The sequence below is a fragment of the Denitromonas halophila genome (assembly GCF_007625155.1).
Lineage (GTDB): Bacteria > Pseudomonadota > Gammaproteobacteria > Burkholderiales > Rhodocyclaceae > Nitrogeniibacter > Nitrogeniibacter halophilus.
This window is the reverse complement of the sequence record NZ_VMNK01000012.1, coordinates 35,544-62,411: the sequence shown is the minus strand read 5'-3', so window position 1 is coordinate 62,411 and position 26,868 is coordinate 35,544. Positions and strand designations below refer to the sequence as shown.

Below are 26,868 nucleotides of genomic sequence, written 5' to 3'. Positions count from 1 at the left end.
CCACAGCAAAAGCCGGCCCCGCCTATCCGCATCTGCTCTGGAGCCCACCGCCATGCTGCTCTGGCTTGTCGCTGCCTATCTCGCCCTGTCCATCGGTGTCGGCCTGGTGGCCGCCATGCGCGTCCACAACGCGAAGGACTACATCCTCGCTGGCCGCAATCTGCCGATGTACGTCGTGGTCGCCATGGTGTTTGCCACCTGGTTTGGCGCCGAAACCGTGCTTGGCATCTCGGCCACCTTCCTCGAAGAAGGCTTTCACGGACTGATCTCCGACCCGCTCGGCGCCTCGATCTGCCTGATCCTGTTCGGCCTGTTCTTCGCTCGCCGCCTGTATCGGCAAAACCTGCTCACACTCGGCGACTTCTTCCGCAAACGCTACAACCGCACCACCGAGCTGATCCTCTCGATGTGCATCGTGGTGTCCTATCTGGGCTGGGTGTCGGCACAGATCACCGCCCTCGGCCTGGTCTTCAACGTGCTGACCGAAGGCGGCATCAGCATGAATCAGGGCATGATGATCGGCGCCACGGTGGTGCTCGCCTACACGCTGCTCGGCGGCATGTGGTCCGTCGCCATCACCACCTTCATCCAGATGATCGTCATCGTGCTCGGCCTGCTCTACATCGCCTTTGAGGTGTCCGACCTGGCTGGCGGCGCGGGCAAGGTCATCCGCCACGCAGCTGAAGCCGGCAAGTTCGAATGGCTGCCCGAGGCCAACATCGGCGCCATCATCGCCTGGATTGCCACGCTGCTGACCATGGCCTTCGGCTCGATCCCTCAACAGGACGTCTACCAGCGCGCCAACTCCGCGCGCAGCGAAAACGTGGCGGTCAACGGCACAGTGCTCGGTGGCATCGCCTACTTCCTGTTCGCCGGCATCCCGCTCTTCCTTGCCTACTCGGCGGTGCAGATCGACCCGGCACTGGTCGAACGCTACATGTCGGAGGACTCGCAGCTCATCCTGCCGAACCTGATCCTCAACCACATGCCATTCACCGCCCAGGTCATCTTCTTCGGCGCCCTGCTGTCGGTGATCATGAGTACCGCCTCGGGCACCCTGCTCGCCCCGTCGGTCACCTTTTCGGAAAACATCCTGCGCGGCTTCATGCCCAAGCTCAGCGACCGCGCCTTCCTGCAACTGACCCGCGTCACCGTGGTGGTCTTCGCCATCATCGTCACCGGCTACGCCATGCAGACCGAAAGCACCATCCACGAAATGGTCGAGAACGCCTACAAGGTCACCCTCGCCGCCGCCTTCGTTCCGCTCGCCGCTGGTCTCTACTGGCGCCGCGCCAACAACCTCGGCGCCGCCCTGGCCATCGTCTTCGGCCTCACCACCTGGATCGCGCTCGAATTCATCGCCCCCGAAGGCATCATCCCGCCGCAACTGGCCGGCCTGTGCGTCAGTGCAGTCGGCATGCTGATCGGCGGACTGGTCGGTCGGCAACAGCGCGCTTACTGATCTGCCCGCACGCCGCCACAATGAGGCCGACGCCCAACAATGGCGTCGGTCTTTTTTACATTAGGGCATAGGCATATCGAGAAAGCCATGCCAACCGACTGAAACAAAACGATTATTCAGCCTGGCTCGACTTTTGCTTAAACCGGCTCGTCGCATTAATAATCACGCAAGGAGCCCATAATGCTGTCCAAGACCTCACTCAAGTCCGCCCTCGCCATTGGCGTAATGACCGCCTCCGCGTCGGCATTCGCCCTGCCGAACGTCTTCAACGACACCATCGCCAACGGCATCAGCCAGTTCGATTCCACCGTAGCACTGACCGGCTCGACGGTTGCAACGGCGCAAATCGTGAGCGGCACCAGCGTGTATAACTACACCGACCTGGGTGGCAATCCGGCGACCGTAACCATTACCCGCCCCGACGGCAGCGCCGCCAGCTTCCGCGGCCCTTACACCAGCGGCGGCATAACAACCACCGGCGGTATGATCAACATCAATCCGCAAGACGGCGGCGAAACCATCCCCGGCTTCAATTCCGGCGTGACCTTCACCTTCTCCTCTGCCATCAATGCCCTGGGCTTTGAAGTTGGTGACTGGGCCACCTGCTGCATGTCCGGCACTCGCCCGGTGGGCACGCCCTCGACCGGTTCGGGCCTGTGGATCGCCTTCGACGGCGGCCAGGCCTTCCTGACCGCCAACGCCCTGACCGCGACCGACAACCCGGGTTACGCCGCCGCCCAGAGCTTCACCAACTTCATCGGCGCCATCGACGACACCAGCACCTTCACCTCCGTGACCTTCTTCGGCGACGGCTTTGGTGAAGTTCTGAACGTTGGTGGCACGCTGCGCTTCTCGGCCGTACCCGAGGGCTCCGTGACCAACCCGGTACCGGAACCCGGCACCCTGGTGCTGGCCGGTCTGGCACTGGTCGGCCTGGGTCTGTCCCGCCGCAAGCAGTAAATCCGGCGCTCGGCGCACGTTTGGCGCCGATCTGACGGCTTCTGCACAAGGCCCACGCTTCGGCGTGGGCCTTGTGCTTTCCCGCGCTGTGCTACCGCGCTGGCGCTATTGACACGTATCAATCCTAATTTCTCTATCAGGCCCTAGACTCTGGCGGCACTTTTTCTTGCTGCCGCCATGACTGCCAACCACCCGATCGAACTCGTCTGCCCCGCCGGCAGCCTGCCCGCTTTGAAGACCGCCGTCGACGCCGGCGCCGACTGTGTTTACGTCGGTTTCAAGAACGCCACCAACGCGCGCAACTTCACCGGCCTGAACTTTACCGACGCCAGCATGCGCGAGGGCATTCGCTACGCGCATGATCGCAGCCGCAAGGTGCTGCTGGCGCTGAACACCTATCCGCAAGCCGGCAACTGGCCGGAGTGGACAAAAACCATCGACACGGCCGCCGACATGGGCGTCGATGCAGTGATCCTGGCCGACCCGGGCCTGATGCGCTACGCCAACCGCACGCATCCGGCGCTGCGCCTGCACCTGTCGGTGCAGGGCTCGGCGACCAGCTACGAAGCCATCAATTTCTATCACGAGCACTTCGGCGTCCAGCGCGCGGTCTTGCCGCGGGTGCTGTCGCTGCCGCAAGTCGAGCATGTGATCAAGAAGACCCCGGTCGAGATCGAAGTCTTCGGTTTCGGTGGGCTGTGCGTGATGGTTGAGGGGCGTTGCTCACTGTCGGCCTACGCCACAGGCGAATCGCCCAACTGCAATGGCGCCTGCTCGCCGGGCAAGCATGTGCGCTGGGAGCAGACCGCCAAGGGCATGGAAACCCGGCTCAACGGCATCCTCATCGATCGCTTCAGCGACGACGAGCGCGCCGGCTACCCTACCCTGTGCAAGGGCCGCTTTGCGGTCGGTGACGACACCTACTACGCCATCGAAGAGCCGACCAGCCTGAACACGCTGGAGCTACTGCCCGATCTGGCCCGCGCCGGCGTGCGCGCCATCAAGATCGAAGGTCGCCAGCGCAGCCCCGCCTATGTACAGCAGGTCACCCGCGTGTGGCGCGCCGCCATCGACCGGCTCAAGACCGACGGCGATCGCTTCGCCGTCCAGCCCGAGTGGATGACCGCGCTGAACAATGTCTCCGAAGGCCAGAGCCATACGCTCGGCGCCTACTATCGCCCCTGGAAATAAGTCGTGCCCATGAAACTCGCGCTCGGACCGCACCAATACTACTGGCCACGTCAGGCCATGATGGATTTCTACGCCGATGTGGCCGACTCGCCCGTCGACATCGTCTATGTGGGTGAATCGGTGTGCTCGCGCCGCCACGAGATGCGCCTCGAAGACTGGTTCGACGTCGCCCACGTGCTGGCCGAGGCCGGCAAGGAAGTGGTGTTTTCCTCGCTGGTGCTGATCGAATCCGAATCGGACCTCAAAGTGCTGCGCAAACTCGTCGGCCAGCCGGACTTCCGGGTCGAGGCCAATGACATGGCCGCGGTACAGGCGCTGATCCGTGCCGGCCACAAGCATTGGGTCGCCGGGCCGACGCTGAATGTCTTCAACCCCGCCACCATGGACGTATTCGCCGAACAGGGCGCCACCCGCTGGGCCGTGCCACCGGAGATGGCACGCGAAGCCATGGACGGCCTGCTCGCCGGCTGCGCGGTGCGCCCCGAGGTCGAAGTCACCGCCTATGGCCGCCTGCCGCTGGCCTATTCGGCGCGCTGCTTTACCGCCCGGCACTTCAATCTGCAAAAAGACACCTGCGAGTTCCGCTGCCTGCAGCACGCCGAAGGCATGCCGCTCAAAACCCGCGAGGGCGAAGCTTTCCTGACGCTCAACGGCATCCAGACCCAATCGGCCAAGGTCTACAACCTGCTCGGCGACCTGCCGGCGCTCCAGGCCTCCGGCGTCGATGTGCTGCGCGTGCTGCCGCAGTCTGAACACATGGCCGAGCTGCTGGCCTTGTTCCGCCGCGCCATCGACGGCGAGATTGCGCCCACCGAGGCCTTCGCGCAGTCCCAGGCGCTCATGCCCGAGGCGCCCTGCAATGGCTTCTGGCATGGCAAGCCGGGCCTCGAACAATACGTTGCCGCCGCCTGAGCGCGACTTCACGGAGATATCCATGGCCAGCATCCCCGCCTTTCGTGTGCCCCCCGTCGTCGGCCGTGTGGTCGCCCGCCTGCCGCAACTGCCGCCCACGCTGGCGCTGGTCGGTGCGCTGAATCTCGCGCTCGGCCGCATCCTGCCCAAGGATGACCTCGAACCGCTGACTGGCAAGCGCCTCCAGCTCGACGTCACCGACGCCGGGTTGAGCCTGCGCTTTACGCTGTCGGCGCGCGGTTTCCGCCCGCGCTTTGACCGCCAGAAGGCCGACCTCACCCTGCGTGCCGCCACCCGCGACTACCTCGCCCTGGCCCTGCGCGAAGAAGACGCCGACACCCTGTTCTTCAGCCGCCGTCTGATCATGGAAGGCGACACTGACATCGGCTTGCTGGTCAAGAACACCCTCGACGCAGTGGACTGGGACGCGCTCATCGCCGCTGCCAAACCGGCCACCGTGCTGGCCCGTTTCAAGACGCCTCGCCTGAGCACACCGACTACCTGAATCACCGCCGGCCCGCCTCAGCGGGCCGCTGCGCGTACAATCGGTGCATCTTCGCTGTCCGGTCGCCGACCGCCCGACGAGTGCGCGCATCCACCCAGCTCCCCCGCTATCTGACGCTGGCCTACGGGCTGCTCATCGCCTATGCCTGCCTCCACCCCTTCACCGGGTGGAAGTCGCATGGGCTGCCGCTGTTCGACTTCCTCCACGCGCCCTGGCCAAAGTACTACCGGGTTGAGGACATCATCCTCAACGTACTCGGCTTCATTCCGCTCGGTTTCGTGCTGACGGCGGCCTGGCCCGAACGCTGGTCGCGGCTGCGCGCGCTGGTGCTGAGCGTGCTGGTGTGCGGCGCCTTGAGCCTGTCGCTCGAAACCCTGCAGAACTTCCTGCCCACCCGCGTGGCGTCCAATGTCGACCTGGGCGCCAACCTGCTGGGCGGACTGCTTGGCGCGCTGATCGGTGCGGCCCTCGGCCAACGGATTTTCGATACCCGCGGCTGGCTGCACCAATGGCATGACAAACGCATTCTGGACGGCCATCTTGGCGATCTGGGCGTGGTGTTGCTGGCGCTGTGGCTGCTCGCCCAACTCTCGCCCGAGACCCTGCTGTTTTCGGTGGGCGACCTGCGCCGGCTGTTCGACCTGCCCGCGCCGCTGCCCTTCAGCCCGGAACGCTTCATGCGTCTGGAGGCGGCGATCGTCGCCACCCATCTGGTGGCGATCGGCCTGGTCGCACGCGCCAGCCTGCAACGCTTCTCGCTCACCATCGTGGTATTGATCTGCCTCGGTCTGGGCGCACGCACGCTGGCAGCCACCAGTTTCTACCTGCCGCCACGCCCGCTGCTGTGGCTGACGCCCGGCGCCATTGCCGGCCTCGGCGCCGGCCTGCCGGTGCTGGCCACGACCCTGGCGCTGCCCCACGGCCTGCGCCAGATGCTGGCGGCGATCGCCTTGCTGGCCGGCACGGTGCTGGTCAATCTGGCGCCCGAAAACCCATATCTGAGCTTCAACCAAACGCTGATCAACCAGGGCCACTTCCTGAACTTCAACGGACTCACGCATCTGGTCGCCAGCCTGTGGCCGTTTCTGGCGCTGGCCTATCTGAGCGCGGTCAATCTGCGTCGGGGTAGCCCCCACTGAAACCGGGCGCAACGCATGGCTATAATGGTCGGCACTGACCGGAGACCCGCCCTATGAGCTATTTTTCGCATCACGTGTTTTTCTGCTGCAATCAGCGCGAAGCCGGCGACACCTGCTGCAACGCCCACGGCGCCAGCGAGCTGCAAACCTACGCCAAAGACCGCATCGCCAAGCTCGGCCTCAAAGGCAAGGGCAAGGTGCGCATCAACAAGGCCGGCTGTCTCGATCGCTGCGACGAGGGGCCGGTGATGGTCGTGTACCCCGAAGAGGTCTGGTACACCTATGTCGACAAGGAAGACATCGACGAAATCGTCAACGAACATCTGGTCGGCGGGCGCGTGGTTGAGCGCCTGCGCATCTGAGGTGAGGCCATGAGCAAACCCCTACCCACGGAATCCGCCCTGCTCAACGGGCCGGACGGCAGCATCGAGGTGCTGATCGACGCCCCAGCCGAGGTGCGCGGCATCGCCCTGGTGGCGCATCCGCACCCGCTGTTCGGCGGCGCCAATACCAACAAAGTGGCGCACACGCTGGCGCGCACGCTGCGCGATCTGGGCTATGCCACGCTGCGGCCCAACTTCCGCGGCGTTGGCAAGAGCGAAGGCACGCACGATCACGGCATTGCCGAAACCGAAGACATGCTATCGGTGATTGCCTGGGCACATTCGCGCTGGGGCATGCTGCCGCTGGCGCTCGGCGGTTTCTCGTTTGGCGGCTTCGTGCAGACCCGCGTGGCCAAACGCCTCGCCGAGGGCGTCACGCCGATCAAGCGCATGGTGCTGGTCGGTCTGGCCACCGGTGAAGTCACCGGCGCGCGCCAATACACCACCGAAACCGTGCCGGCCGACACCCTGGTCATCCATGGCGAGCAGGACGAAACCGTGGCGCTCACCAATGTGCTCGACTGGGCGCGGCCGCAGGTGCTGCCGATCATCGTGGTGCCCGGCGCCGACCACTTCTTCCACGGCAAGCTGCATCACATCCGGGATCTCATCACGCAGCGCTGGGCTCCCCTGTAACCGGACGCCGCCATGAAACTGACCGCCTCGCTCACCAGCCCCTACGCCCGCAAGATCCGCATCCTGCTGGCAGAAAAACACATCCCCTGCGATCTGGTGGTGGACTCCCCCTGGGAGACCGCCACCTCGGTGCCGGCGCTCAATCCGCTGGGCAAGGTGCCGGTGCTCGAAACCGACGAGGGCGAAGCCTTCTTCGACTCGCCGGTCATCGCCGGCTTCCTCGAAGCCCTCGACATCCCGCCGCATTTCATCCCACAGGACGGCTTGCCCGCAGTCCGGGTCCGCCAGACCGAGGCGCTGGCCGACGGCATTCTCGACGCGACCGTACTCGCCTACCTGGAAACCTTGCGTCCCGCGGAGGCGCGCATGCAAAGCAGCATTGACCGCCAGTTCGACAAAATCGGGCGCGCGCTGAGCCGGCTCGAGGAGCAACTGAGCGGCGAGTTTTTCCATGGCAATCGCATCAGTCTGGCCGATGTGGCAGTCGGCTGCGCGCTGGAGTATCTCGATTTGCGCGCCGCCAGCCTCAACTGGCGCGAGCACTATCCGCGTCTGAAGGCCTTCCAGGCGAGCATCGGCGAACGCGACAGCTTCGTCAGCACCCGCCCGCCCGGCTGAGCACAAGCATGGCGGCAGCACGCCCTGGCGCCAGCTCGCCGCTAGAAATCGCGCGCCTGGTCAAACGCTATGGCGAACAGACGGTGGTCAATGATCTATCGTTGAGCGTCGCGCCGGGCGAGTGCTTCGCTCTGCTCGGCCCCAACGGCGCCGGCAAAACCACCACCCTGCGCTGCGCGCTGGGGCTCACCATGCCCGACGCTGGCCAGATCACCCTGTGCGGCGAACCCGTGCCCGAGCGCGCCCGCGAAGCGCGCCGACGCGTCGGCGTGGTGCCGCAATTCGACAACCTCGATCCCGACTTCACCTGCACCGAAAACCTGCGGGTCTTCGGCCGCTACTTCGGCATCGACACCGCCACCTTGCGCGAGCGTACCCCGGCGCTGCTCGCCTTTGCCGGGCTGGCGCACAAGGCCGATGCGCGCATCCAGGACCTCTCCGGCGGCATGAAGCGCCGGCTCACCCTGGCCCGCGCCCTGGTCAACCGCCCCGAGCTGCTGCTGCTCGACGAGCCCAGCACCGGGCTGGACCCGCAGGCCCGGCACCTGATCTGGCGGCGGCTCAAGCAGCTGGTGGCCGAGGGCACCAGCGTGTTGCTGACCACCCACTTCATGGACGAAGCCGAGCGCCTGGCCGACCGGCTGGCGATCATGGACAACGGCCGCATCTTGGCCACGGGCAGCCCGCGCGAAGTCATCGCCGCGCATATCGAGCCGCATGTGGTCGAGGTCTATGGCGACTGGCCCGACGGCATGGCCGCCTGGGTGTGCACCCATGGCGAACCGCTGTCGGTGCGCTGTGAGCTGAGCGGCGACACCGCCTTCTGCTATGTCGACGACACCGCCGCCCTGCTCGCCCATCTGGCGCAGCAAACCACCCTGCGCTACCTGCACCGCCCGGCCAACCTGGAAGACGTGTTCCTCAAGCTGACCGGCCGCGACCTGCGCGACTGAACGGAGACCGGCATGATGAAAACCCTCGGCAAGATCTTCGCCAGCGGCCTGCTCGCCGTCGTCCCCATTGCCGCCACGCTGTACCTGCTGGCCTGGATCTTCAACACCGCCGAAACCATCTTCGGCGACACCCTGCTCGCGCTCCTGCCCGAATCACTGCGCGACTCCGAGACCGGCGAGGTGTTGCAGATCCCCGGCGCCGGCGTCGTGATCGGGCTGGGGGTGATCCTGGCGGTCGGCCTGCTGATGCGGGCGTGGGTGTTCCGGGCGGTCTTTCATCGCCTGGAGGACGCGGTGCTGGCGGTGCCGATGGTCAAGTCGATCTACTCCGCCTTTCGCGATTTCTTCGCCCTCGCCACCAAGGAAGACACCACCAATGAGCTCAAGGTGGTCGCCTTCACGCTGCCGGGCAGCTCGGTGCGCCTCATCGGTTTCGTCATGCGCAGCGATTTCACCGGCCTGCCAGACGGCATCGGCGGAGAGGGCGAAGTGGCGGTGTATTTCCCGATGAGCTACCAGATCGGCGGCTACACCCTGCTGGTGCCAACGGAGCAGCTGACCCCGATCGACATGTCGCGCGAGGCGGCCATGCGCTTTGTGCTCACCGCCGGCGTCAACAGCGACGGCAGCCCGCGCGCCGGCCGCTGAGCGCGGGGCTCAACGCATCTGCCAACGGCCATCGCCCTGCGCGCAAGCCAGGCGCCGATGCGTCTTGCCCGCCGCGGTGAGATCGAACTCGCGGCACGGCTGCCCGTCGCGCTTGAGGCTACGCACCGGGCTGAGCAGGTAATCGACCCCGGTGTCCGGATTGTGCCAGCGCACCCGATGCCGGTCGGCGCTCAGTTCCAGCGCATGGCCCAGGCAGGCGCGGTCCACATCGCCCAGTTCGCGCGCCGCGCTGGCGCCGACCACCGAGCCGATCACGGTGCCCAGCACGATGGCAATGCGCTGGCCATCGCCTCGACCAATAGTCGATCCGATGGCGCCGCCGACCACGCCGCCGAGCACCGCACCCACCGCCTCGGTACTGCAGCGGCCCTCGAGAATGCCGTAGTCGCGCGTCCACTTGCGGCCGGTGTAGCCGATGTAGTCGGGGTCATGCTTCTTGCGCCAGCCGTGGGCGGGGGCGTGAGAGGGCGGATCCGCCAGCACGGGCGCGGGCAGCGCCAGCAACGCACTCAGCCCCGCCACGGCCATTCCCTGCAAGCATCGCTTGAGCTTCATACGGTTCATCCTTTCAAAGGCCATGCCCCCTCAACGGGCGGCAAGGAAAAACGTTGACCCGCCCTATTGGCGCGGATCGCCCTGGTTGAGCGGCGGCGCGCCCGCCACGCTGCTGCGCCACGGGTTGATGTCCAGCCCGCCGCGGCGGGTGTAGCGTGCCCACACCTCGAGCCGGCTCGGCCCGCAGCGCGCCATCAGATCGCAAAACATGCGTTCGACACACTGCTCATGAAACTCGTTGTGCTCGCGGAAGGACACGATGTAACGCAGCAGGCCGGCGCGGTCGATAGGCGCACCAGTGTAGTTCACATACACCGTCGCCCAGTCGGGCTGGCCGGTAACCAGGCAATTCGACTTGAGCAGATGCGACACCAGGGTTTCGGACACCGGCGCGGCACCCGCGTCCGCGCCGAGCAGCGACGGTGCGGGGTGATAGTCGACGATATCCACCTCCAGATCGTCAATCAGCGTGCCGGGCAGGCTGGTCACCTGACGAGACGCCACATGCAGCGACTGCAGTGCCACCGACACCGGCGCGCCGGCGGCCGCGCTCAAATCGCGCGCAATGACCGCCTCGACCTCGGCCATGTCGTCGAAGCGGCTGGCGTTGAACGAATTCAGATACAGCTTGAGCGACTTGGATTCGATCAAGCACGGCGACACCGCAGGTACCCGAAACTCGCCCATCGCCACCACCGGCTTGCCGCGCGCATTCAGCCACGACAGCTCATAGGCGTTCCACAGGTCCTCGCCATGAAAGGGCAGCGTCTCGCCCACGCCGATCTCGGCCCGCTTGGGCGCGCGATCGACCGGAAACAGCAGCTCCGGCGCGTAGGTGTTGCGGTAGGCGGTGCTGCGGCCGAGCGGCGAGGCTTCGGCGCCGTGGGGGGTGGGCGTATCAGTCATCAAGGTCTGAGCCATCTCAAGGGCAATCAACACAGGGCGATTATAATCAGCCCGTCTCCCGCCGACCGCCGGATCATGTCTGCCCCTGCCGCCCACTTCCGATTGCCTTGCCTGTCCTGGCGCTTTGCGTCGGTGTGGTCGCGCAATTTTCGCGTGTGGCGCAAGCTCGCGTTGCCGTCGCTGCTGGGCAATCTGGCCGACCCGATGATCTACCTGCTCGGCCTGGGCTACGGCCTCGGCGCACTGGTCAAGACGGTCGATGGCGTGCCCTATGTGCACTTTCTGGCCGCCGGCATGGTGTGCTTTTCGTGCATGAACACCGCCAGTTTCGAAACGCTCTACTCCGCCTTCTCGCGCATGCATGTGCAGCGCACCTGGGAGGGTCTGATGAACACCCCGCTGGCGCTGGACGACATCGTGCTGGCCGAAATGGTGTGGGCAGCCAGCAAGGCGGCGCTGTCGGGCACCGCCATTTTGCTGGTGGTAACGCTGTTCGGCTTCACCAGCAGCGCGCTGACGCTCGGCGTAGTGCCGCTGATCTTCCTGATCGGCCTGACCTTCGCCGCCATGGGGCTGGTGGTCACCGCGCTGGCGCCGAACTACGACTTTTTCATGTACTACTTCACCCTGTTCATCACGCCGATGGCGCTGCTCTCGGGCGTGTTCTTTCCGCTCGACCAGCTCCCCGCCGCGCTGCAGATTGGCGCGCAGATGCTGCCACTGGCCCACGCCATCGCCATCGCCCGGCCGCTGATGCTCGGTGAGTTGCCCACGGCCGTACTGCCGCATCTGGCGGTGATGGCCGCCTATGCCGCCGTCGGCTTCTGGCTGGCGGTGTCACTCACCCGTCGCCGCCTGCTCAAATGAGGTTGCTATGACCGCCCCCGTATTGCTGGTACTCACCAATCTGCCCGACGCCGACAGCGCCCACGCGCTGGCCGCCCACCTGATCGAGGCACGACTGGCCGCCTGCGTTAACGTGCTCGCCCCGGCCAGCTCGGTGTATCGCTGGGAGGGCGCGATCGAGACCGCCACCGAGGTGCCGCTGCTCATCAAAACCACCGCCGGGCGCTATGACGCGCTCGAGGCGGCGATCCGTGCGCAGCATCCATATGAACTTCCTGAAATCGTTGCAGTCCCTGTTACGCACGGCCTGCCCGGCTACCTCGACTGGGTACGCACTGAAACCACCCCGGACGCCTGACCCTCACATGATCCGCCTCCTCGCCCCGCTCCTGCTGCTGCTCGGCCTGCTCGGCCCCGCGCAGGCGCAAGAACTCCTCCCGCCCGAACAGGCCTACCGCGCCAGCGTCGGCACGCTCGCCCCCGACCAGCTCGAAGTGCGCTTCGAGATCGTCGATGGCTACTATCTGTACAAGGACAAGTTCCAGTTCCGCACCGAGCCCGAATCCGTGGTGGTCGGCACCCCGGCCCTGCCGCCGGGCAAGAAGAAAAACGACGAGTTCTTCGGCGAAGTAGAAACCTATCGCGACGAGCTGATCTTCACCCTGCCGGTGACGGCGCCGGCCGACGTCCGTCAGTTCGAGCTGACCGTCATCAGCCAGGGCTGCGCCGACATCGGCGTGTGCTATCCGCCCACCCCGCAGACACTGACCGTCGACCTCACCAAGACGGTCGCCCCCACCGCCACCGGCGGCTGGTTGCAAAAGCTTGGCATCGGTGGCAAAACGCCCGCGCCGGCCATGGACACGCCGGCCGCTGCCGCCATCGCCGCGCCAGTCGCCAGCGTATCGACGACCGGCGGCGGTGACGAATCCGGCCGCATCGCCCGCCTGTTCACCGGCGCCAGCGTGCCGCTGATTCTCGTTTCCTTCTTCGGCTTCGGGCTGCTGCTGGCCTTCACGCCCTGCACCTTCCCGATGATCCCGATCCTCTCCGGCATCATCGTCGGCCACGGCCACAAGATCACCAAGACCCGCGCCCTGGTGCTGTCGCTCGCCTATGTGCTGGGCATGGCCGTCACCTACGCGCTGGCGGGCGTGGCGGCGGGCATCTCGGGCACACTGCTCTCGGCCGCCCTGCAGAACGCCTGGGTACTGGGCAGCTTCGCACTGGTTTTCGTGGTGCTGTCACTGTCGATGTTCGGCTTTTACGAGTTGCAACTGCCCACCGCCCTGCAAAGCCGATTGTCCGACACCGCCAGCCACGAAAAAGGCGGCTCGCTCGGTGGCGTGGTGATCATGGGCGTGCTCTCGGCACTGATCGTCGGCCCCTGCGTGGCCGCCCCGCTGGCCGGCGCGCTGCTCTATATCGCGCAGACCGGCGACGCGGTGCTCGGCGGCGTGGCGCTGTTCGTCATGGCGCTGGGCATGGGCGCGCCGCTGATCGCTGTCGGCGTCGCCGCACGCTCGGTGCTGCCCAAGGCCGGGCCGTGGATGGAAGGGGTCAAGAAAGCCTTCGGCATGATGCTGCTGGCGCTGGCGGTGTGGATGATCTCGCCGGTGGTGCCGGCCGTGGTGCCCATGCTCGGTTGGGGGGCCCTGCTGGTGTTCTCCGGCATCTTCCTGCATGCACTCGATCCGCTACCGCCCAACGCGCACAGCTGGCGTCGCTTCTGGAAAGGCGTGGGGGTCATCGCGCTGCTTGCCGGCGCCGCCATGCTGATCGGCGCGCTGGCCGGCTCGCGCGATCCGCTCCAGCCGCTGGCCGCGCTACGCGGCGGTCAGGCCGTAGCCGCCACGAGCGCGCCGCAGTTCGAGAAAGTGCGCTCGGTGGCCGAGCTGGACGCGCGCATTGCCACCAGCACCCGGCCGGTAATGCTCGACTTCTATGCTGACTGGTGTGTTTCATGCAAGGAGATGGAGCGCTTCACGTTCAGCGACCCGACCGTGCAGACACGCATGAGCCAGATGCTGTTGCTCAAGGCCGACGTCACCGCCAACACCGCCGACGACCAGGCCCTGCTCAAGCGCTTCGGCCTGTTCGGCCCGCCAGGGATGATCTTCTTCACCCCCGGCGGCAGCGAGATCGCCGGTCAGCGCGTGGTCGGCTTCATGCCGGCGGACGATTTCACCGGCCAGCTTGATGCGGTCTTGAATCGATAAGGTTGGTGTCGCGCCGCGGCCGGCTGGAACCGGCCCTACACCACGTCGCGCGTCCCTACCGCGAATACGTCGCCGTCAGGCTCGCCGAGCCCAGGCTGTTGGCGCGTATCATGAAGCCCGCCAGCGCCGCCGTGGCATTGGCCGGCAAATCCAGATGCGGGGTTTTCAAGGCATGCACCGTAAAGACGTAGCGATGGACGCCGTGCCCCTGCGGCGGGCACGGTCCGCCGTAGCCCGGCACACCAAAATCGGTACCGATCTGTCGCGCACCCGCCGGCAAGACACCTTGCGGGTTGCCCGCACCGGCGGCCAGGCCCGTCGTCTGCGCGGGGAGATTGACCACCACCCAGTGCCACCAGCCGCTGCCGGTTGGCGCGTCGGGGTCGTACACCGTGAGCGCATAGCTCTGCGTGCCCTCGGGCGGATTGCGCCAGACGAGCGCGGGCGACACATTGCCACCCGCACAGCCAAAGCCATTGAACACCTGCTGCTCTGCCATGCGCTGGCCGTCGCCAACCGTCGGGCTGCCAAGGGTGAAGCCTTCGGCCCATACCGTGGCGCTGGCGGCCAGCGCGCAGGCGCCGAAAACTCCGGCTTTCCATGTATTCGCGAACATGCATCGACTCCCATGCGTTGAAGAACACTTGCATATTAGCCAATGCGCCACCACGCGGCTGCACGCAAACCGCCAGATACTGTGCAGAACCGATCAGCGTCGCAAGCTCGACGGGGTGACGCCGAAGCGCTGTCGAAAACGCGCGGCGAAACGCGACGGTGAGACATAGCCGCACTCACTGGCGATCTGTTGCAGGCTCATCGCGCTGCCCTGGATCAGTGCCAGTCCGGTGGACATGCGCACATCGTCAAGCACGGCGCGGAACCCGCTGGCCTCGCTGCGCAACGCCCGTCGCAGGCTGGCCTCGCTCATGTGCAGGCGTTGCGCCACCGCGGCGGCGGTCCAGTTGGCGGCCGGATCGCCGGCAAGCAAGGCACGCACGCGCTCGGCCACCGTCGCCACGGTGCTGATCCGGCACCAGCAGCCCAGATCATCGAGAGCGATCAGCAACTCTTCGAGTCGGTGGCGGATGAGCCGGTCGGACACCGTCGGCCCACCCAGCATGCCGGCCGCCGCGTGACGCACCACGTCGGCCAGCGTCGATTGGGCAGCGGCATGCACCAGCGCCTGCCACGGCGATCCGGGCAATGTTTTGCGCGCGGCGGCATGCGCACGCACCAGGTCCGGCGCCACGGCCACACAGGTGGCCGCATAGATGCCATCGGCGTCAGGCGTATTGCGCATCTCGGCTGTCACCCCGGCGTTGATGAACAGCAATTCACCAGGACCGGCACCGCGCTGTTGATCGCCCACCGTCAGGGTCTTGTGACCCCGGGTGACCAGGATCACGCACGGGTCGGGGAAAGGCACATCGGCAATGTACTGCTCGCGCCGCACCCGCAATTCCAGCGTCCCGCCCAAGCCCGCGCGCCCGGCACACGCCGGCGGCGGCGCGGCTTCACTGTCTTGACTCATCGGCATGCCTCAGTCACATCTGACCGCGTCAATATAGTCTTGCAGGCGCCGCCCGCGCGAGGCGTCGAAGCGCTCGGGCAGAATCGCGATCTCGCCAATGCGGTCGAGCCGGAAGCTGCGGAAGTCATCGCGCAGCTCACACCACGCTCCCAGCGTCCAGCTGCTGCCCCAGAAGATCAGCCCGAGCGGCCACAGCACACGTTGCGAGGCTTCGCCGTCGGCCCGCACATAGGCGACACGCACTTTGTGCGCGCTGGCCATCGCCTGACGCAAGCTGGCCAGCGGTGCCACCATGGCGGGCGAGACATGGAAGCCGGGCACAATCACCGGTGCATCGCGCAGACTGCGCCGGGCCGCCGGCATAACCGCGTCGATACGCGCCAGCGCCAGTTCAGCGGCTCGCCCGAGCGCGGGGTCGGCCCAGCCGCCAACCATGCGCAGGCCGACCGCCAGCGCCGACAGTTCGTCTTCCGAGAAATGCAACGGCGGCAATCGGTACTCACGCCGCAGGCGATAGCCCACGCCAGCCTCGCCATCGATGGGCGTGCCCGAGCCGATCAGGTCGGCCACATCGCGGTAGATGGTGCGCTCCGACACTTCGAGCAGCTCGGCCAGTTGGCGGGCAGTCATCACCCGCGCCCCGCCGAGCAGGGTCACGATCCGGAACAGTCGGTCAGCACGTCGCATCAACTCACTCCTTTGAAGTGCCCCATCGTGCCGGAGGGCTCCTGACACCAGGCTGTCAGGAGAGCCTCGCGATACTGGCCGGGCACTTTCAACTCACGGAGAATTCTCATGAAAAACGCCATCAACTGGTTCGAAATCCCGGTATCCGACATGCCCCGCGCCTGCCAATTCTACGGCGCCATCCTCGACACGCCCCTGAACGCTTCGCCCATGTGCGGCGGTGAAGTGGCCGTGCTGCCGTATGCCGACGGCGCGGTCGGCGGCAGCCTGTTCAAGCACGCCGACCTGACCCCGACCGCGCAGGGCACGGTGGTGTACCTGAACGGCGGCGACGATCTGAGCGCCATTCTCGACCGGGTAGGCGCCGCTGGTGGCAGCATCTCGCTGCCCAAGACGCCGATCACCCCGGAGATAGGCTACATGGCGCTGTTTATCGACAGCGAGGGCAACCGGGTTGGGCTGCATTCGCCCAACTGACACGCGCAGCCGTTTGGCACCGCCGGCAACGCCGCCGGCGCGGCGGTGCCAGAATCGCAAACCTGGAAACGGTGGCTGAGCGCAGCTGAGTGTGCGTCTGGCGGGTTGTCTGGCAAGGCGCGACGACGCGCAAGCTGCACCTTGCAAGGAGAAGCAACGCAGTCAGGCGACCCGCCAGACGTGCAATCGGATGCGCAGCGTTCTCGCCGGCCTCGTGATCGCTGTCGATACCGTAAGTCCCTCGCATAGGCAAGGTGTTACCCCCGGAGCACAAGCGGTCAACTGCCGTTTCTAGGTTAAAATGCAACGTTTTAAGCGCAGCGCAAACCTCATGTTCTCCGGCATCGTGGCCGCAACCGGCCGAATCCAGTCGATCACCCTCCTCGAAGACGGCGTGCGCCTCAGCGTCGATACCGGCACGCTCGGCCTCGACGACGTGGCCATCGGCGACAGCATTGCCAACAATGGCGTGTGCCTGACCGTCGTCGGCATGGAGGGCAGCCGTGCGCAATTCGACGTCTCGCGCGAGACGCTCAACTGCACCGTTGGCCTCGACACCGCCGGCCAGGAAGTGAATCTGGAAAAGGCCCTGCGCGCCGACGACCGGCTGGGCGGGCATATCGTTACCGGTCATGTCGATGGCGTGGGCGAGGTCGTCAAGTTCGAACCGGTGGGCGAAAGCCACGCGCTGGTGATCCGCGCGCCGCACGATCTGGCCGGCTATATCGCACGCAAGGGCTCGATCACCATCAATGGCGTGAGCCTGACCGTCAATGCGGTCACTGGCACCGATTTTTCGATCAACCTGATTCCCCACACCGTCGAGGTCACCACGCTCAAGCAGCTGGCGCCGGGCGCGCGGGTCAATCTCGAAATCGACATCATCGCCCGCTACGTCGAGCGCATGCTCGCCTGGCGTCAGGGCGAATAAAAACAACACCGAACCGTGGCCACCGGCCCGACAGGAGAACACCGTGAGCGCACTCGCGCCGATCACCGAAATCATTGAAGACATCCGCGCGGGCCGCATGGTCGTGCTGGTGGACGAAGAAGACCGCGAAAACGAGGGCGACCTGGTCATCGCGGCCGAGCATGTCACGCCCGAGGCGATCAACTTCATGGCCAAGTATGGTCGTGGCCTGATCTGCCTGACGCTCACCGAGGCGCGCTGCGCCCAGCTTGGCCTGGGCCAGATGGCGCGCAGCAACAAGAGCTCGCACGGCACCGCCTTTACGGTGTCGATCGAGGCGGCTGAAGGCGTCACCACCGGCATCTCGGCGGCCGATCGCGCCCTCACCGTACAGCGCGCCGTGGCCCGCAATGCCAAGCCGGAAGACATCGTACAGCCCGGCCATATCTTCCCGATCATGGCGCGCCCCGGCGGCGTGCTGATCCGCGCCGGCCATACCGAAGCGGGTTGCGATCTGGGCGCCATCGCCGGGCTGGAGCCGGCCTCGGTGATCTGCGAGATCATGAACGATGACGGCTCGATGGCCCGCCTGCCCGACCTGATCCCCTTCGCCAAACAGCACGGGCTCAAGATCGGCGCGATCCGCGACCTGATCGAATACCGCGCCGCCACCGAACACCTGGTCGAGCGCGTGTCCGAAAAAACCGTCGATACCGCCCACGGCCCCTTCCGCCTGTGCGCCTTCGAAGACAAAACCTCGGGCGACATCCATCTGGCCATGGCCTGCGGCACCATCAGTGCCGACACCGAAGCGCTGGTGCGGGTGCACGAGCCGATCTCGGTCATCGACTTTCTCGACACCAGCAGCGACCGCCACAGCTTCCCGGTCGACTCGGCGCTCAAAACCATCGCCGAATCTGGCTGCGGCGTGCTGATCATGCTGTATCGCCCGCAAACCGGCCGCGACCTGCTCGCCCAGCTCACCAACGACCCGGCCGTGCCGCGTGCCGCCGTCAAGTGGGACCCGCGCCTGTTCGGCGTTGGCGCCCAGATCCTGCGCGACCTGGGCGTGGGCAAGATGCGCCTGCTCGCCAGCCCACGCAAGATCCCCAGCATGGCCGGCTTCGGGCTGGAAGTGACTGGCTACTACCCGGGCTGCAATGCCGCCGATTCCAACGATTCTTCTGAGGCCTGATCCATGCCCCGTTTTGACAACATCACCGAAATCACCCCGAACCTCGACGGCAGCGGCCTGAGCATCGGCATCGTCATGAGCCGCTTCAACCAGGACGTGTGCGAGGGCCTGCTCTCGGCCGCCGTGGACGAGCTGTTGAACCTCGGCGTCGCCGACGAAGACATCCTCATCACCACCGTGCCCGGCGCGCTGGAGATTCCGCTGGTGTTGCAGACCATGGCCGACTCGGAGCAGTTCGACGCGCTGATCGCCCTCGGCGCGGTGATCCGCGGCGAGACCTATCACTTCGAGATCGTCTCCAACGAAATGGCCGCCGGCATCAACCGCGTCGGCCTCGACACCGGCATGCCGATCGCCAACGGCGTGCTCACCACCGAGGACGACGACCAGGCCCTGGCCCGCATGCACGAGAAAGGCAGCGACTGCGCCAAGACGGCGGTCGAGATGGTGCATCTGCTGCGAGCGGTGGTGGCATGAGCAGCAAGTCCGCCCGCCGCCGCGCCCGCGAATTTGCCCTGCAGGGCATCTATCAGGCCCTGCTCTCCGGCAACAGCCTGGCCATGATTGAAGATCAGGTGCGCAGCGCCCCCGGTTTCGACAAGGCCGACGGCGATCTGTTTACCGCCTTGCTGCGCGGCACGCTGAACGACACCGGCGCGCTGGAGGCCGAGTTCGCGCCCTTCATCGGCCGGACGGTGGCCGAGCTGTCGCCCATCGAACGCGCCGTGCTGCTGCTGGCCACGCACGAGCTGGAGCGCCACATCGAAGTGCCCTACAAAGTGGTGATCAACGAGGCCATCGAACTGGCCAAGTCCTACGGCGGCACCGACGGCCACCGCTTCGTGAATGGTGTGATGGACAAGGTCGCGGCCAAGCTGCGGCCACTTGAAGTCGCCGCCCGCGAGGCCGAGCGCAAGGGCGGCTGACCCACCGCCCGGTGCCTGACAAAAAAGGCCGCGATCGTCGCGGCCTTTTTTTGTGCGCGAGCGGCGCTTACTCCGGTTCGCCGCCGGCCTTGGGGTCGTGCGTCAGGAAGTCGCCCGGTAGCGGCAGCGGGTTGCTCGGCACCACCATGTCCTCCGGGCTGAGCTGCTCGGTGAAGCCGTCGAGCGAGCCGAGCATGCGTTCGTCGCGGCGGGCCACCGGCTTGCTCATCAGGTAGTAGGTGGTGAGCCGCGTGAGGGCCGCCAGCGCACGGCGGTGGGTGCGCTCGTAGGCATGCGAGGCGTCGGCGCCGAAACCGATCAGCGCGGTGCGGATGTCGTTGCCGGCCTCGACCGCGGCGGCGCTGTCGCTGCGGTAGAAGCGGAACACGTCGCGGCGGTGCGAGATGTTGTACTTCTCGGCGATGCCGATCAGCTTGCGGGTGAGGTGGTAGTCGAAGGGGCCGCTCATGTCCTGCATGCAGATGGTGACGGCGTGCTCGTCGGTGTTCTGCCCCGGTGCGGCGATGGCGATGTCGAGGCTGAGCATTTCGGCGATGTCGCCATGCAGCGCGGCCGAGGCGCCGGAGCCGACCTCTTCGGTGATGGTGAACAGCGGGTGCACATCGACCGGCGGCACCAGCTTGCCGTCTTGCACCGCCTTGCAGGCGGTGAGCAGGGCGGCGACGGCGGCTTTGTCATCGAGATAGCGCGACACGATGTAACCGTTCTGGCAGATCTCCGGTTGCGGATCGAAGGCCATGGTGTCGCCCACGCGCAGGCCGGCCGCTTCGAGGTCCATCGCGCTGCGGGCAGGCACGTCGACCCGCACTTCGACATGGTCCCAGCTGCTCGGCTGGGTGTCGATCTCGGGGCCGAAGGCGTGGCCCGAGGTTTTCAGCGGCAGGCAGGTCCCGCGCACCTGGCCCTTGTCGGTGAACACCGTCAGCCGCCCGCCTTCGGCAAAGCGCGACGACCAGTGGCCAATCGGCACAATGCCCAGACGTCCGTTCGACTTGATCTCGCGCACCATCGCGCCCAGCGTGTCGAGGTGCGCCACGATGGCGCGCGCCGGACGCGGTTGCTCGCCCTTGAGTGTGGCGCGGATGGCACCGCGGCGGGTCATCTCGTAGGGGATGCCCATGGCTTCGAGCTGGCCGGCGGTGTAGCGTGCGACCGCATCAGTGTAGCCCACGGGGCTGGGGATCGCCAGCAGCTGAAGCAGGGTTTCTTCGAGGTAGTCGTAATCGAGGGGATAGTCCTTCTGGGCCATCAGCGGTCTCCGTTGTAGGGTTGCGCGCGAGTGCGCGGAAACAGCAGATCGACAAAGCGCTCCGCCGTCGGTTGCGGCTCGTGGTTGGCCAGGCCGGGCCGTTCGTTGGCTTCGATGATCACGTACTCGGGCGCGGCCGGATCGGGCACCATGAAATCGAGCCCGGTGACCGGGATGTCCAGCGCCCGCGCGGCCGCTTCGGCGTCGCGACGCAATACCGGATGGAGGGTGTCGGTCACGTCGTGAATCGTGCCGCCGGTGTGCAGGTTGGCGGCGTTGCGAACCGTCAGCGGCACCTGCGCCGGCAGGATGTCGTCCAGCGTATAGCCCTGACGGGCCACGCAGCGGCGGGTTTCGTCATCCATCGGAATCCGGGATTCACCATCGGTGGCCGCCTGACGCCGACGGCTCTGCTTGTCGATCAGCGCGCGGATCGGGCTGGCGCCATCGCCCACCACGACCGGCGGACGACGCACCGCCGCCGCCACCACGCGGTAGTCGATCACCACCACACGCAAATCCTGTCCGGGGCAAAAGGTTTCGATCAGCACCCGGTCGCAGAACTGGCGGGCGCGCTCGATGGCCGAGAGCAGCTCGTCGGCGCGGGTCACATTGACGCTGATCCCCTTGCCCTGCTCGCCCTCCACCGGCTTGACCACCACCGCCGCGTGCCTGGCGAGGAAGGCCAGATCCGCCTGCGAGCCATCGGCGACACGCTGATCGGGCACCTTGAGGCCGGCCTCGCCCAACAGCTTGAGCGTCACCCGCTTGTCCTGGCAGCGGCTCATGGCGATGGCCGAGGTCAGCTCGGTGAGCGACTCGCGACACACCACGCTGCGCCCGCCCAGCGCCAGGCGAAAATAGCCGTTGGCCGCATCGAGCACTTCGGTATGAATACCGCGCTTGCGTGCTTCGTCGGTAATCAACCGCGCGTAGGGATTGAGTTCGGCCTCGTTGTCGATCGGCTGGGTATAGAAGGGCTCGTTGATCGCGTTGCGCCGCTTGACCGCAAACACTGCGATGCGCTGGAAGCCCAGCTTCTCGTAAAGCGCGATGGCCTGTTCGTTGTCATGCATCACCGACACATCCATCCAGGCACGCCCGCGGGCATGAAAATGCTCGGCCAGGTATCTCACCAGCGCCTCGCCCACACCGGGGTGGGCCGCCTGCGGCGCCACCGCCAGCGACCACAGGCTGCTGCCCTGCTGCGGATCGGCAAATGCCTCGACGTGATCAAGACCCATGGCCACACCGAGAATCTCGCCTGAAGACAAATCCTCGGCCAGCGCCCAGGTAATGTGTCGATCCGCCCGCTGCGCCCAGACCTGGGGCGCGCCCACCGGCACCATCTTGCGACTGCTGTAGAGCGCATTGATTGCCGCCACATCGCTACGGGTGCGCAAGCGGCGCAGCGTGAAGCCGCGCCGCCCGGCCCGCTGGGCACGATAACCGCCAAGTCCGAGTCGAAAGGCCTCGGACGGGTCGAGGAAGAGTTGCTGCGGCGCCTGGGCGACCACCACGTGCGGGCGCTCGACGTAGTAGGCGATGTCGCGCTGGCCGGGGCGCTCCTCGAGCAAGGCGGCGGCCAGCTCGCCCGCATCGGAGTATGTCTGGGCGGGCAGCCAGCGTCCCCAACCGCATTCGATCACCACATTGGCCGGCATGTCGCGCTTGTCGGGCTGGCTGTCCGACAAATGCAGCGGTTGGCTGCCGGGGCGCAGGGCGCGGGTGACATGTTTTCGGATCATGACCGTTGTCCGTCAGGCAAGGTGCGTCTGCAGCCACCACTCCAGCAGACCGAGCTGCCAGAGCTTGGAGCCGCGCAACGGCGTGATGTGCTCGCCCGGATTGGCGAGCAGGCGATCGACATACGCGGGATTGAACAATCCCCGCTCACGCGCCGCCTGGCTGTGCAGGGCATCGCGTACGGTATCGAGCGTGGAGCCTTGCAGGTACTTGAGGCCAGGCACCGGAAAATAGCCCTTGGGGCGATCGATCACCGCCGCCGGAATGACCTTTCGCGCGGTTTCCTTGAGCACGCCCTTGCCGCCGTGGGCCAGCTTGTGCCGCGCCGGAATACGGCCGGCGAATTCGACCAGCTCGTGGTCGAGGAAGGGCACGCGCGCCTCCAGGCCGAAGGCCATGGTCATGTTGTCGACGCGCTTCACCGGGTCGTCCACCAGCATGATCGAGGTATCGAGGCGCAAGGCCTTGTCGACCGGGTCATCGGCCCCCGCCCGGGCAAAGTGCTCGGCCACGAAACGGCCGCTGAAGTCCTCGGCGTGATACTGCGGCTGCACCAGATCGCGGTAGTCGGCATGGTCTCGGTCGCGGAAGGCGGCGAGGTAGTCGCCCACCGCATCGGTGCTGCCGTCGAGCTTGGGGTACCAGTGGTAGCCACCAAACACCTCATCGGCGCCCTGCCCGCTCTGCACCACCTTGGTGTGGCGCGACACGGCCTCCGAGAGCAGATAAAAGCCGATGCAGTCGTGGCTGACCATCGGCTCGTTCATCGCCGCGATGGCCTCGGGCAGACGCTGCAGCAGCTGCGCCTCGGGCACGAAGATGCGCTCATGCCGGGTGCCGAAGCGGTCGGCGATGATCTGCGCAAACTCGAACTCGTTACCCTTCTCGCCGCCCACATCGGCAAAGCCGACGTTATAGGTGTGCAGGTCGCGCACCCCGGCTTCGGCCATCAGCCCAACGATCAAGCTCGAATCCACCCCGCCGGAGAGCAGCGCACCCACCGGCACATCCGCCACCAGCCGGCGCTTGACCGCGGCCCGCAGCTGCTCGAGCAGCAGCTCGCACCACTCATCAAAGCTGCGCGCCTCGTCCTCGGCGCTGCGCACGGCCTGCATGGCCCAGAAGGTTTTCTGTTCCCGGCGACCGTCGGGATGCACCACCATCAGCGTGCCCGGCGCCAGCTTGCGCACGCCCTTGAGCAGCGTGTAGGGCGCCGGCACCACGGCATGGAAAGACAGATAACTGTTGAGCGCGACCGGATCGATCGCCGTATCCACCCCGCCCGCCTTGAGCAGCGCCGGCAAGGACGAAGCGAAGCGCAGCGCGCCCTTCACCTCGCTATAGTAGAAGGGCTTGATGCCGAGGCGGTCACGCCCGAACACCACTTTGCCGCTGTCGCGCTCCCAGATCGCAAAGGCGAACATGCCATTGAGGCGCTGCACGAAGTCCAGCCCCCAGGCGTGGTAGGCCTTGAGCAGCACTTCGGTGTCGCCGTGGGAGTAAAACGTGTAGCCCAGGCCTTCAAGCTCGGCGCGCAATTCCGGGTGGTTGTAGACCGCACCGTTGAACACGATGCCCATGCCCAGCATCGGATCGAACATCGGTTGCTGCGCCGCTTCGGTCAGATCCATGATCTTCAGCCGGCGATGCCCGAAGCCCCGCCCCAGCTGCATCTCCAGACCCGCGCCGTCGGGCCCGCGGCTTTCCTGCGCTGCCACCATCCGCCCCAGCGCCGCCGCGTCGGGCAGGGCCCCGTCAAACCTTATTTCACCTGCTATGCCACACATGCCTTGTCCTCGTGAGTTCATCGCGCGTGCCGGCTGACGCAATGACGCTCGCCAGCCCACACAAAACGCTCTGACTCACCCCGCCAATACGGCGCGAGGCGACAGGGACAACACCGTGACGCCGAAACGGCGACACCGCATGACAGCCGCACGGATGCGACAGATGGCCGTGGTCAAAAGACCTTGAGCGTTTTGCACGCGCCTCCCGATCCGCGCCGGCCAAAGAGCGCATCAGGATTCAAGAATGTTGCATTGTAACAAAACTATTTTGCACAAACGTTTCAAGACGCAACGCATATTCCTTGCGCATCCAGCCACCTCTCCGGCGCGCCGACACTTGGGGGCGCCCGCCGACCGCGCTATGCTTGCAAGCCCCACCGCACACCTCGGCCATGACTTCCGAATTCGACCTCATCCGCCGCCACTTCACGCGCCCCACCCGACACACCGATCTAGCCGGCGGCGATGATGCGGCGCTGTGGCGCACCACGCCCGGCCACCAACTGGTGGTGTCGGTCGACATGCTGGTCGAGGGGCGGCACTTCTTTGCCAACACCGATCCCACCGATCTGGGCTGGAAGAGCCTCGCGGTCAATGTGTCCGACATCGCCGCCATGGGCGCCACGCCCCGCTGGGCGCTGCTGGCGCTGGCCCTGCCCGACGCCGATGCCGACTGGCTGGCCGCCTTTGCCGACGGTTTCTACGCCTGCGCCGACGCGTTCGGCGTGGACCTGGTCGGCGGCGACACCACGCGCGGCCCCCGCAATCTGAGCGTCACGATGTGCGGCGAAGTCCCCACCGGCCACGCCATCCGCCGCGACGGCGCCCGCCCCGGCGACGATCTGTGGGTCTCCGGCCAGCCCGGCCGCGCCGCCCTGGCGCTGTGGCATCTGCGCGACGCTCTGACGCTGGACCCCGGCCATCGCGACGCCTGCCTCGCCGCACTGCACCGCCCCCAGCCCCGCGCCGCGCTCGGTGTCGCGCTGCGTGGCGTGGCCAGCGCCATGCTCGATGTCTCGGACGGGCTGCTTGGCGACCTCGGCCACATTCTCGACGCCAGCGCCGTCGGCGCGCAGATCCTTGCCACCCAACTGCCCGAAGCCGCGCTGATCGCCGCCTGTGGCGACACCACCCGCGCGCGCCAGGCCTGCCTGTCCGGCGGCGACGACTACGAATTGTTATTCACCGCCCCGGCCGCCCAACGCGACGCCATCGCCCGCCTGAGCACCGAGCTCGCCCTGCCGCTGCATCGCATCGGCGCACTCACCCCGCCGGCCGACGGTCTCACGCTGCACGCTGCCGATGGCAGCACCGCGCCACTGGCGCGACGCGGCTTCGACCACTTCAGCGCCTGAGCCTATACTCGGCTCTTTCCAGCCCACTCCGACCGATGCGCCCCACTGTCCGCTTCCTGTTCGCCAAACCCGCGCATTTCGTCGCCCTCGGCTTCGGCTCCGGCCTGTCACCCAAAGCCCCGGGCACCGCCGGCACGCTGGCCGCATGGCTGCTGTTCCCCTTGCTGGCATCCCTCAGCGGCACCGAGTTTCTGGTGTTTGTCCTCAGCGGCTTCGTGCTCGGCGTCATCACCGCCGACCGCACCGGCCGCGCGCTCGGCGTGTCGGACCACGGATCCATCGTCTGGGACGAGATGCTGCCCTTCTGGGTGGTGCTCTACTTCACCCCCGACACGCTCGCGTGGCAGACCGCCGCTTTCGTGGCGTTCCGCTTCTTCGACATCGTCAAGCCGCAGCCCATCAAATGGGCCGACAGCAAGGTCAAGGGCGGTTTCGGCGTCATGCTCGACGATGTCATCGCCGCCGGCTACACCCTGCTGGTGCTGGCCCTCACCGCCCGCGCGCTGGCCCTGTGATGGACGCGCAGCTCGACGCCCTCGCCCGACGCACCGGCCACTGGCTGCTCGAACGCGGCTGGCGACTGGCCACGGCCGAATCCTGCACCGGCGGCTGGATCGCCGAAACCGTGACGGCCATTGCCGGCAGCTCGGACTGGTTCGACAGTGGCTGGGTGACCTACTCCAACGCCGCCAAAATGCGCCAGCTCGATGTGCCGGCCAGCGCTCTCGACACCTTCGGCGCCGTCAGCGAACCCGTGGTCAGCGCCATGGTGCAAGGCGCGCTGACGCACAGCGACGCGCAGGTCGCGATCGCGGTATCCGGCGTCGCCGGCCCAAGCGGTGGCCGCCCCGGCAAACCGGTGGGTACCGTCTGCATCGCCTGGGGGTGGCCGGACCGGCCGGTACGCAGCACCACATTTCATTTCGATGGCGACCGGGAGCAGGTGCGACGCCAAGCCGTGATTCACGCCCTCGAAGGGCTGCTTCTGGCCGACACACCAGCAAACTCTGTGCCATAATCCAACGCACGT

Annotated in this window: 30 protein-coding genes; 22 read left to right on the top strand and 8 right to left on the bottom strand. The window is 66.5% G+C overall.

Going from position 1 to position 26,868, the window contains the following annotated elements:
* Window positions 1-52: 52 nt before the first annotated feature.
* The 11 genes from FHP91_RS13185 (at window position 53) to FHP91_RS13135 (ending at window position 9,407) form a co-directional block, all read left to right on the top strand.
* A complete protein-coding gene (locus FHP91_RS13185; RefSeq protein WP_144310030.1) occupies window positions 53-1,462 on the top strand; it encodes a sodium:solute symporter family protein in 1,410 nt (469 codons plus the stop codon).
* A 180-nt stretch (window positions 1,463-1,642) separates the two neighbouring features.
* Complete coding sequence (locus FHP91_RS13180) at window positions 1,643-2,422, top strand: PEP-CTERM sorting domain-containing protein (RefSeq protein WP_222105205.1); 780 nt, start codon at window positions 1,643-1,645, stop codon at window positions 2,420-2,422.
* A 177-nt stretch (window positions 2,423-2,599) separates the two neighbouring features.
* Window positions 2,600-3,613, top strand: coding sequence for a ubiquinone anaerobic biosynthesis protein UbiU (ubiU, locus tag FHP91_RS13175; protein WP_144310029.1), 1,014 nt, complete (start codon window positions 2,600-2,602; stop codon window positions 3,611-3,613).
* A gap of 9 nt (window positions 3,614-3,622) precedes the next feature.
* On the top strand, window positions 3,623-4,525 hold the full coding sequence (locus FHP91_RS13170) for a U32 family peptidase (RefSeq protein ID WP_144310049.1): 903 nt from the start codon (window positions 3,623-3,625) through the stop codon (window positions 4,523-4,525).
* 22 nt (window positions 4,526-4,547) lie between these two features.
* A complete protein-coding gene (gene ubiT, locus FHP91_RS13165; protein WP_246116306.1) occupies window positions 4,548-5,030 on the top strand; it encodes a ubiquinone anaerobic biosynthesis accessory factor UbiT in 483 nt (160 codons plus the stop codon).
* Window positions 5,031-5,110: 80 nt separating this feature from the next.
* Window positions 5,111-6,169: a VanZ family protein gene (locus tag FHP91_RS13160; protein WP_144310027.1), complete on the top strand. Its 1,059-nt coding sequence runs from the start codon at window positions 5,111-5,113 to the stop codon at window positions 6,167-6,169.
* Window positions 6,170-6,222: 53 nt separating this feature from the next.
* Window positions 6,223-6,531, top strand: a complete 309-nt coding sequence (locus tag FHP91_RS13155; protein WP_144177326.1) for a (2Fe-2S) ferredoxin domain-containing protein — start codon at window positions 6,223-6,225, stop codon at window positions 6,529-6,531.
* Between the two features lie 9 nt (window positions 6,532-6,540).
* Window positions 6,541-7,188 (top strand): alpha/beta hydrolase, encoded by a 648-nt coding sequence (locus tag FHP91_RS13150; RefSeq protein ID WP_144310026.1) that lies wholly within the window; start codon window positions 6,541-6,543, stop codon window positions 7,186-7,188.
* A 12-nt stretch (window positions 7,189-7,200) separates the two neighbouring features.
* On the top strand, window positions 7,201-7,806 hold the full coding sequence (locus FHP91_RS13145; protein ID WP_144310025.1) for a glutathione S-transferase: 606 nt from the start codon (window positions 7,201-7,203) through the stop codon (window positions 7,804-7,806).
* Between the two features lie 8 nt (window positions 7,807-7,814).
* Complete coding sequence (locus tag FHP91_RS13140) at window positions 7,815-8,759, top strand: ATP-binding cassette domain-containing protein (RefSeq protein WP_144310024.1); 945 nt, start codon at window positions 7,815-7,817, stop codon at window positions 8,757-8,759.
* 12 nt (window positions 8,760-8,771) lie between these two features.
* Window positions 8,772-9,407, top strand: a complete 636-nt coding sequence (locus tag FHP91_RS13135; RefSeq protein ID WP_144310023.1) for a DUF502 domain-containing protein — start codon at window positions 8,772-8,774, stop codon at window positions 9,405-9,407.
* 9 nt (window positions 9,408-9,416) lie between these two features.
* On the opposite strand, the gene FHP91_RS13130 is transcribed toward FHP91_RS13135, so the two are convergent.
* Together FHP91_RS13130 and queF are read right to left on the bottom strand one after the other, a co-directional pair.
* Window positions 9,417-9,983 carry a glycine zipper 2TM domain-containing protein gene (locus tag FHP91_RS13130; protein ID WP_222105204.1) on the bottom strand — a complete coding sequence of 189 codons (567 nt, stop codon included), beginning with the start codon at window positions 9,981-9,983 and terminating at the stop codon, window positions 9,417-9,419.
* 63 nt (window positions 9,984-10,046) lie between these two features.
* On the bottom strand, window positions 10,047-10,889 hold the full coding sequence (gene queF, locus FHP91_RS13125; RefSeq protein ID WP_144310022.1) for an NADPH-dependent 7-cyano-7-deazaguanine reductase QueF: 843 nt from the start codon (window positions 10,887-10,889) through the stop codon (window positions 10,047-10,049).
* A 75-nt stretch (window positions 10,890-10,964) separates the two neighbouring features.
* Between queF and FHP91_RS13120 the strand changes: the two genes are divergently transcribed.
* From FHP91_RS13120 to dsbD, 3 genes are read left to right on the top strand one after another with little or no spacing between them, the layout of a single operon-like run.
* On the top strand, window positions 10,965-11,756 hold the full coding sequence (locus FHP91_RS13120) for an ABC transporter permease (RefSeq protein ID WP_144310021.1): 792 nt from the start codon (window positions 10,965-10,967) through the stop codon (window positions 11,754-11,756).
* A 7-nt stretch (window positions 11,757-11,763) separates the two neighbouring features.
* The gene (cutA, locus tag FHP91_RS13115) at window positions 11,764-12,093 is read left to right on the top strand and encodes a divalent-cation tolerance protein CutA (RefSeq protein ID WP_144310020.1); all 330 of its coding nucleotides are present in this window, start codon (window positions 11,764-11,766) and stop codon (window positions 12,091-12,093) included.
* Window positions 12,094-12,100: 7 nt separating this feature from the next.
* Window positions 12,101-13,954: a protein-disulfide reductase DsbD gene (dsbD, locus tag FHP91_RS13110; protein ID WP_144310019.1), complete on the top strand. Its 1,854-nt coding sequence runs from the start codon at window positions 12,101-12,103 to the stop codon at window positions 13,952-13,954.
* Between the two features lie 55 nt (window positions 13,955-14,009).
* On the opposite strand, the gene FHP91_RS13105 is transcribed toward dsbD, so the two are convergent.
* From FHP91_RS13105 to FHP91_RS13095, 3 genes are all read right to left on the bottom strand, one after another.
* Window positions 14,010-14,570: a YbhB/YbcL family Raf kinase inhibitor-like protein gene (locus FHP91_RS13105; RefSeq protein ID WP_144310018.1), complete on the bottom strand. Its 561-nt coding sequence runs from the start codon at window positions 14,568-14,570 to the stop codon at window positions 14,010-14,012.
* Between the two features lie 93 nt (window positions 14,571-14,663).
* Window positions 14,664-15,485 (bottom strand): AraC family transcriptional regulator, encoded by an 822-nt coding sequence (locus FHP91_RS13100; RefSeq protein WP_186301544.1) that lies wholly within the window; start codon window positions 15,483-15,485, stop codon window positions 14,664-14,666.
* A gap of 9 nt (window positions 15,486-15,494) precedes the next feature.
* Entirely contained in the window at window positions 15,495-16,172 is a 678-nt protein-coding gene (locus FHP91_RS13095; protein WP_144310016.1) for a helix-turn-helix transcriptional regulator, read from the bottom strand.
* A gap of 108 nt (window positions 16,173-16,280) precedes the next feature.
* Between FHP91_RS13095 and FHP91_RS13090 the strand changes: the two genes are divergently transcribed.
* The 5 genes from FHP91_RS13090 to nusB all read left to right on the top strand — a co-directional run bounded on the left by FHP91_RS13090 (window position 16,281) and on the right by nusB (window position 19,680).
* A complete protein-coding gene (locus tag FHP91_RS13090) occupies window positions 16,281-16,649 on the top strand; it encodes a VOC family protein (protein WP_144310015.1) in 369 nt (122 codons plus the stop codon).
* Between the two features lie 331 nt (window positions 16,650-16,980).
* Window positions 16,981-17,580, top strand: a complete 600-nt coding sequence (locus tag FHP91_RS13085) for a riboflavin synthase (protein ID WP_144310047.1) — start codon at window positions 16,981-16,983, stop codon at window positions 17,578-17,580.
* 43 nt (window positions 17,581-17,623) lie between these two features.
* Window positions 17,624-18,754 carry a bifunctional 3,4-dihydroxy-2-butanone-4-phosphate synthase/GTP cyclohydrolase II gene (ribBA, locus tag FHP91_RS13080; RefSeq protein ID WP_144310014.1) on the top strand — a complete coding sequence of 377 codons (1,131 nt, stop codon included), beginning with the start codon at window positions 17,624-17,626 and terminating at the stop codon, window positions 18,752-18,754.
* A gap of 3 nt (window positions 18,755-18,757) precedes the next feature.
* Window positions 18,758-19,231 (top strand): 6,7-dimethyl-8-ribityllumazine synthase, encoded by a 474-nt coding sequence (gene ribH, locus FHP91_RS13075; protein WP_144310013.1) that lies wholly within the window; start codon window positions 18,758-18,760, stop codon window positions 19,229-19,231.
* Window positions 19,228-19,680: a transcription antitermination factor NusB gene (gene nusB, locus FHP91_RS13070; RefSeq protein ID WP_144310012.1), complete on the top strand. Its 453-nt coding sequence runs from the start codon at window positions 19,228-19,230 to the stop codon at window positions 19,678-19,680. The genes ribH and nusB overlap by 4 nt, the downstream gene beginning before the upstream one ends.
* A gap of 67 nt (window positions 19,681-19,747) precedes the next feature.
* Here nusB and FHP91_RS13065 read toward each other — a convergent pair whose 3' ends face one another.
* From FHP91_RS13065 to FHP91_RS13055, 3 genes are read right to left on the bottom strand one after another with little or no spacing between them, the layout of a single operon-like run.
* Window positions 19,748-20,950 (bottom strand): osmoprotectant NAGGN system M42 family peptidase, encoded by a 1,203-nt coding sequence (locus FHP91_RS13065; RefSeq protein WP_144310011.1) that lies wholly within the window; start codon window positions 20,948-20,950, stop codon window positions 19,748-19,750.
* Window positions 20,950-22,698, bottom strand: coding sequence for an N-acetylglutaminylglutamine synthetase (gene ngg, locus FHP91_RS13060; protein ID WP_144310010.1), 1,749 nt, complete (start codon window positions 22,696-22,698; stop codon window positions 20,950-20,952). Before ngg ends, FHP91_RS13065 begins: the two co-directional genes overlap by 1 nt.
* Before the next feature lie 12 nt (window positions 22,699-22,710).
* On the bottom strand, window positions 22,711-24,483 hold the full coding sequence (locus FHP91_RS13055; protein WP_144310009.1) for an N-acetylglutaminylglutamine amidotransferase: 1,773 nt from the start codon (window positions 24,481-24,483) through the stop codon (window positions 22,711-22,713).
* A 392-nt stretch (window positions 24,484-24,875) separates the two neighbouring features.
* On the opposite strand from FHP91_RS13055, the gene thiL reads away from it, so the two are divergent.
* The 3 genes from thiL to FHP91_RS13040 are packed head-to-tail and all read left to right on the top strand — an operon-like array spanning window position 24,876 to window position 26,856.
* The gene (gene thiL / locus FHP91_RS13050; RefSeq protein WP_144310008.1) at window positions 24,876-25,838 is read left to right on the top strand and encodes a thiamine-phosphate kinase; all 963 of its coding nucleotides are present in this window, start codon (window positions 24,876-24,878) and stop codon (window positions 25,836-25,838) included.
* A 35-nt stretch (window positions 25,839-25,873) separates the two neighbouring features.
* The gene (locus tag FHP91_RS13045) at window positions 25,874-26,353 is read left to right on the top strand and encodes a phosphatidylglycerophosphatase A family protein (protein WP_144310007.1); all 480 of its coding nucleotides are present in this window, start codon (window positions 25,874-25,876) and stop codon (window positions 26,351-26,353) included.
* On the top strand, window positions 26,350-26,856 hold the full coding sequence (locus tag FHP91_RS13040; protein WP_222105203.1) for a CinA family protein: 507 nt from the start codon (window positions 26,350-26,352) through the stop codon (window positions 26,854-26,856). Before FHP91_RS13045 ends, FHP91_RS13040 begins: the two co-directional genes overlap by 4 nt.
* The last annotated feature ends 12 nt before the right edge of the window (window positions 26,857-26,868 follow it).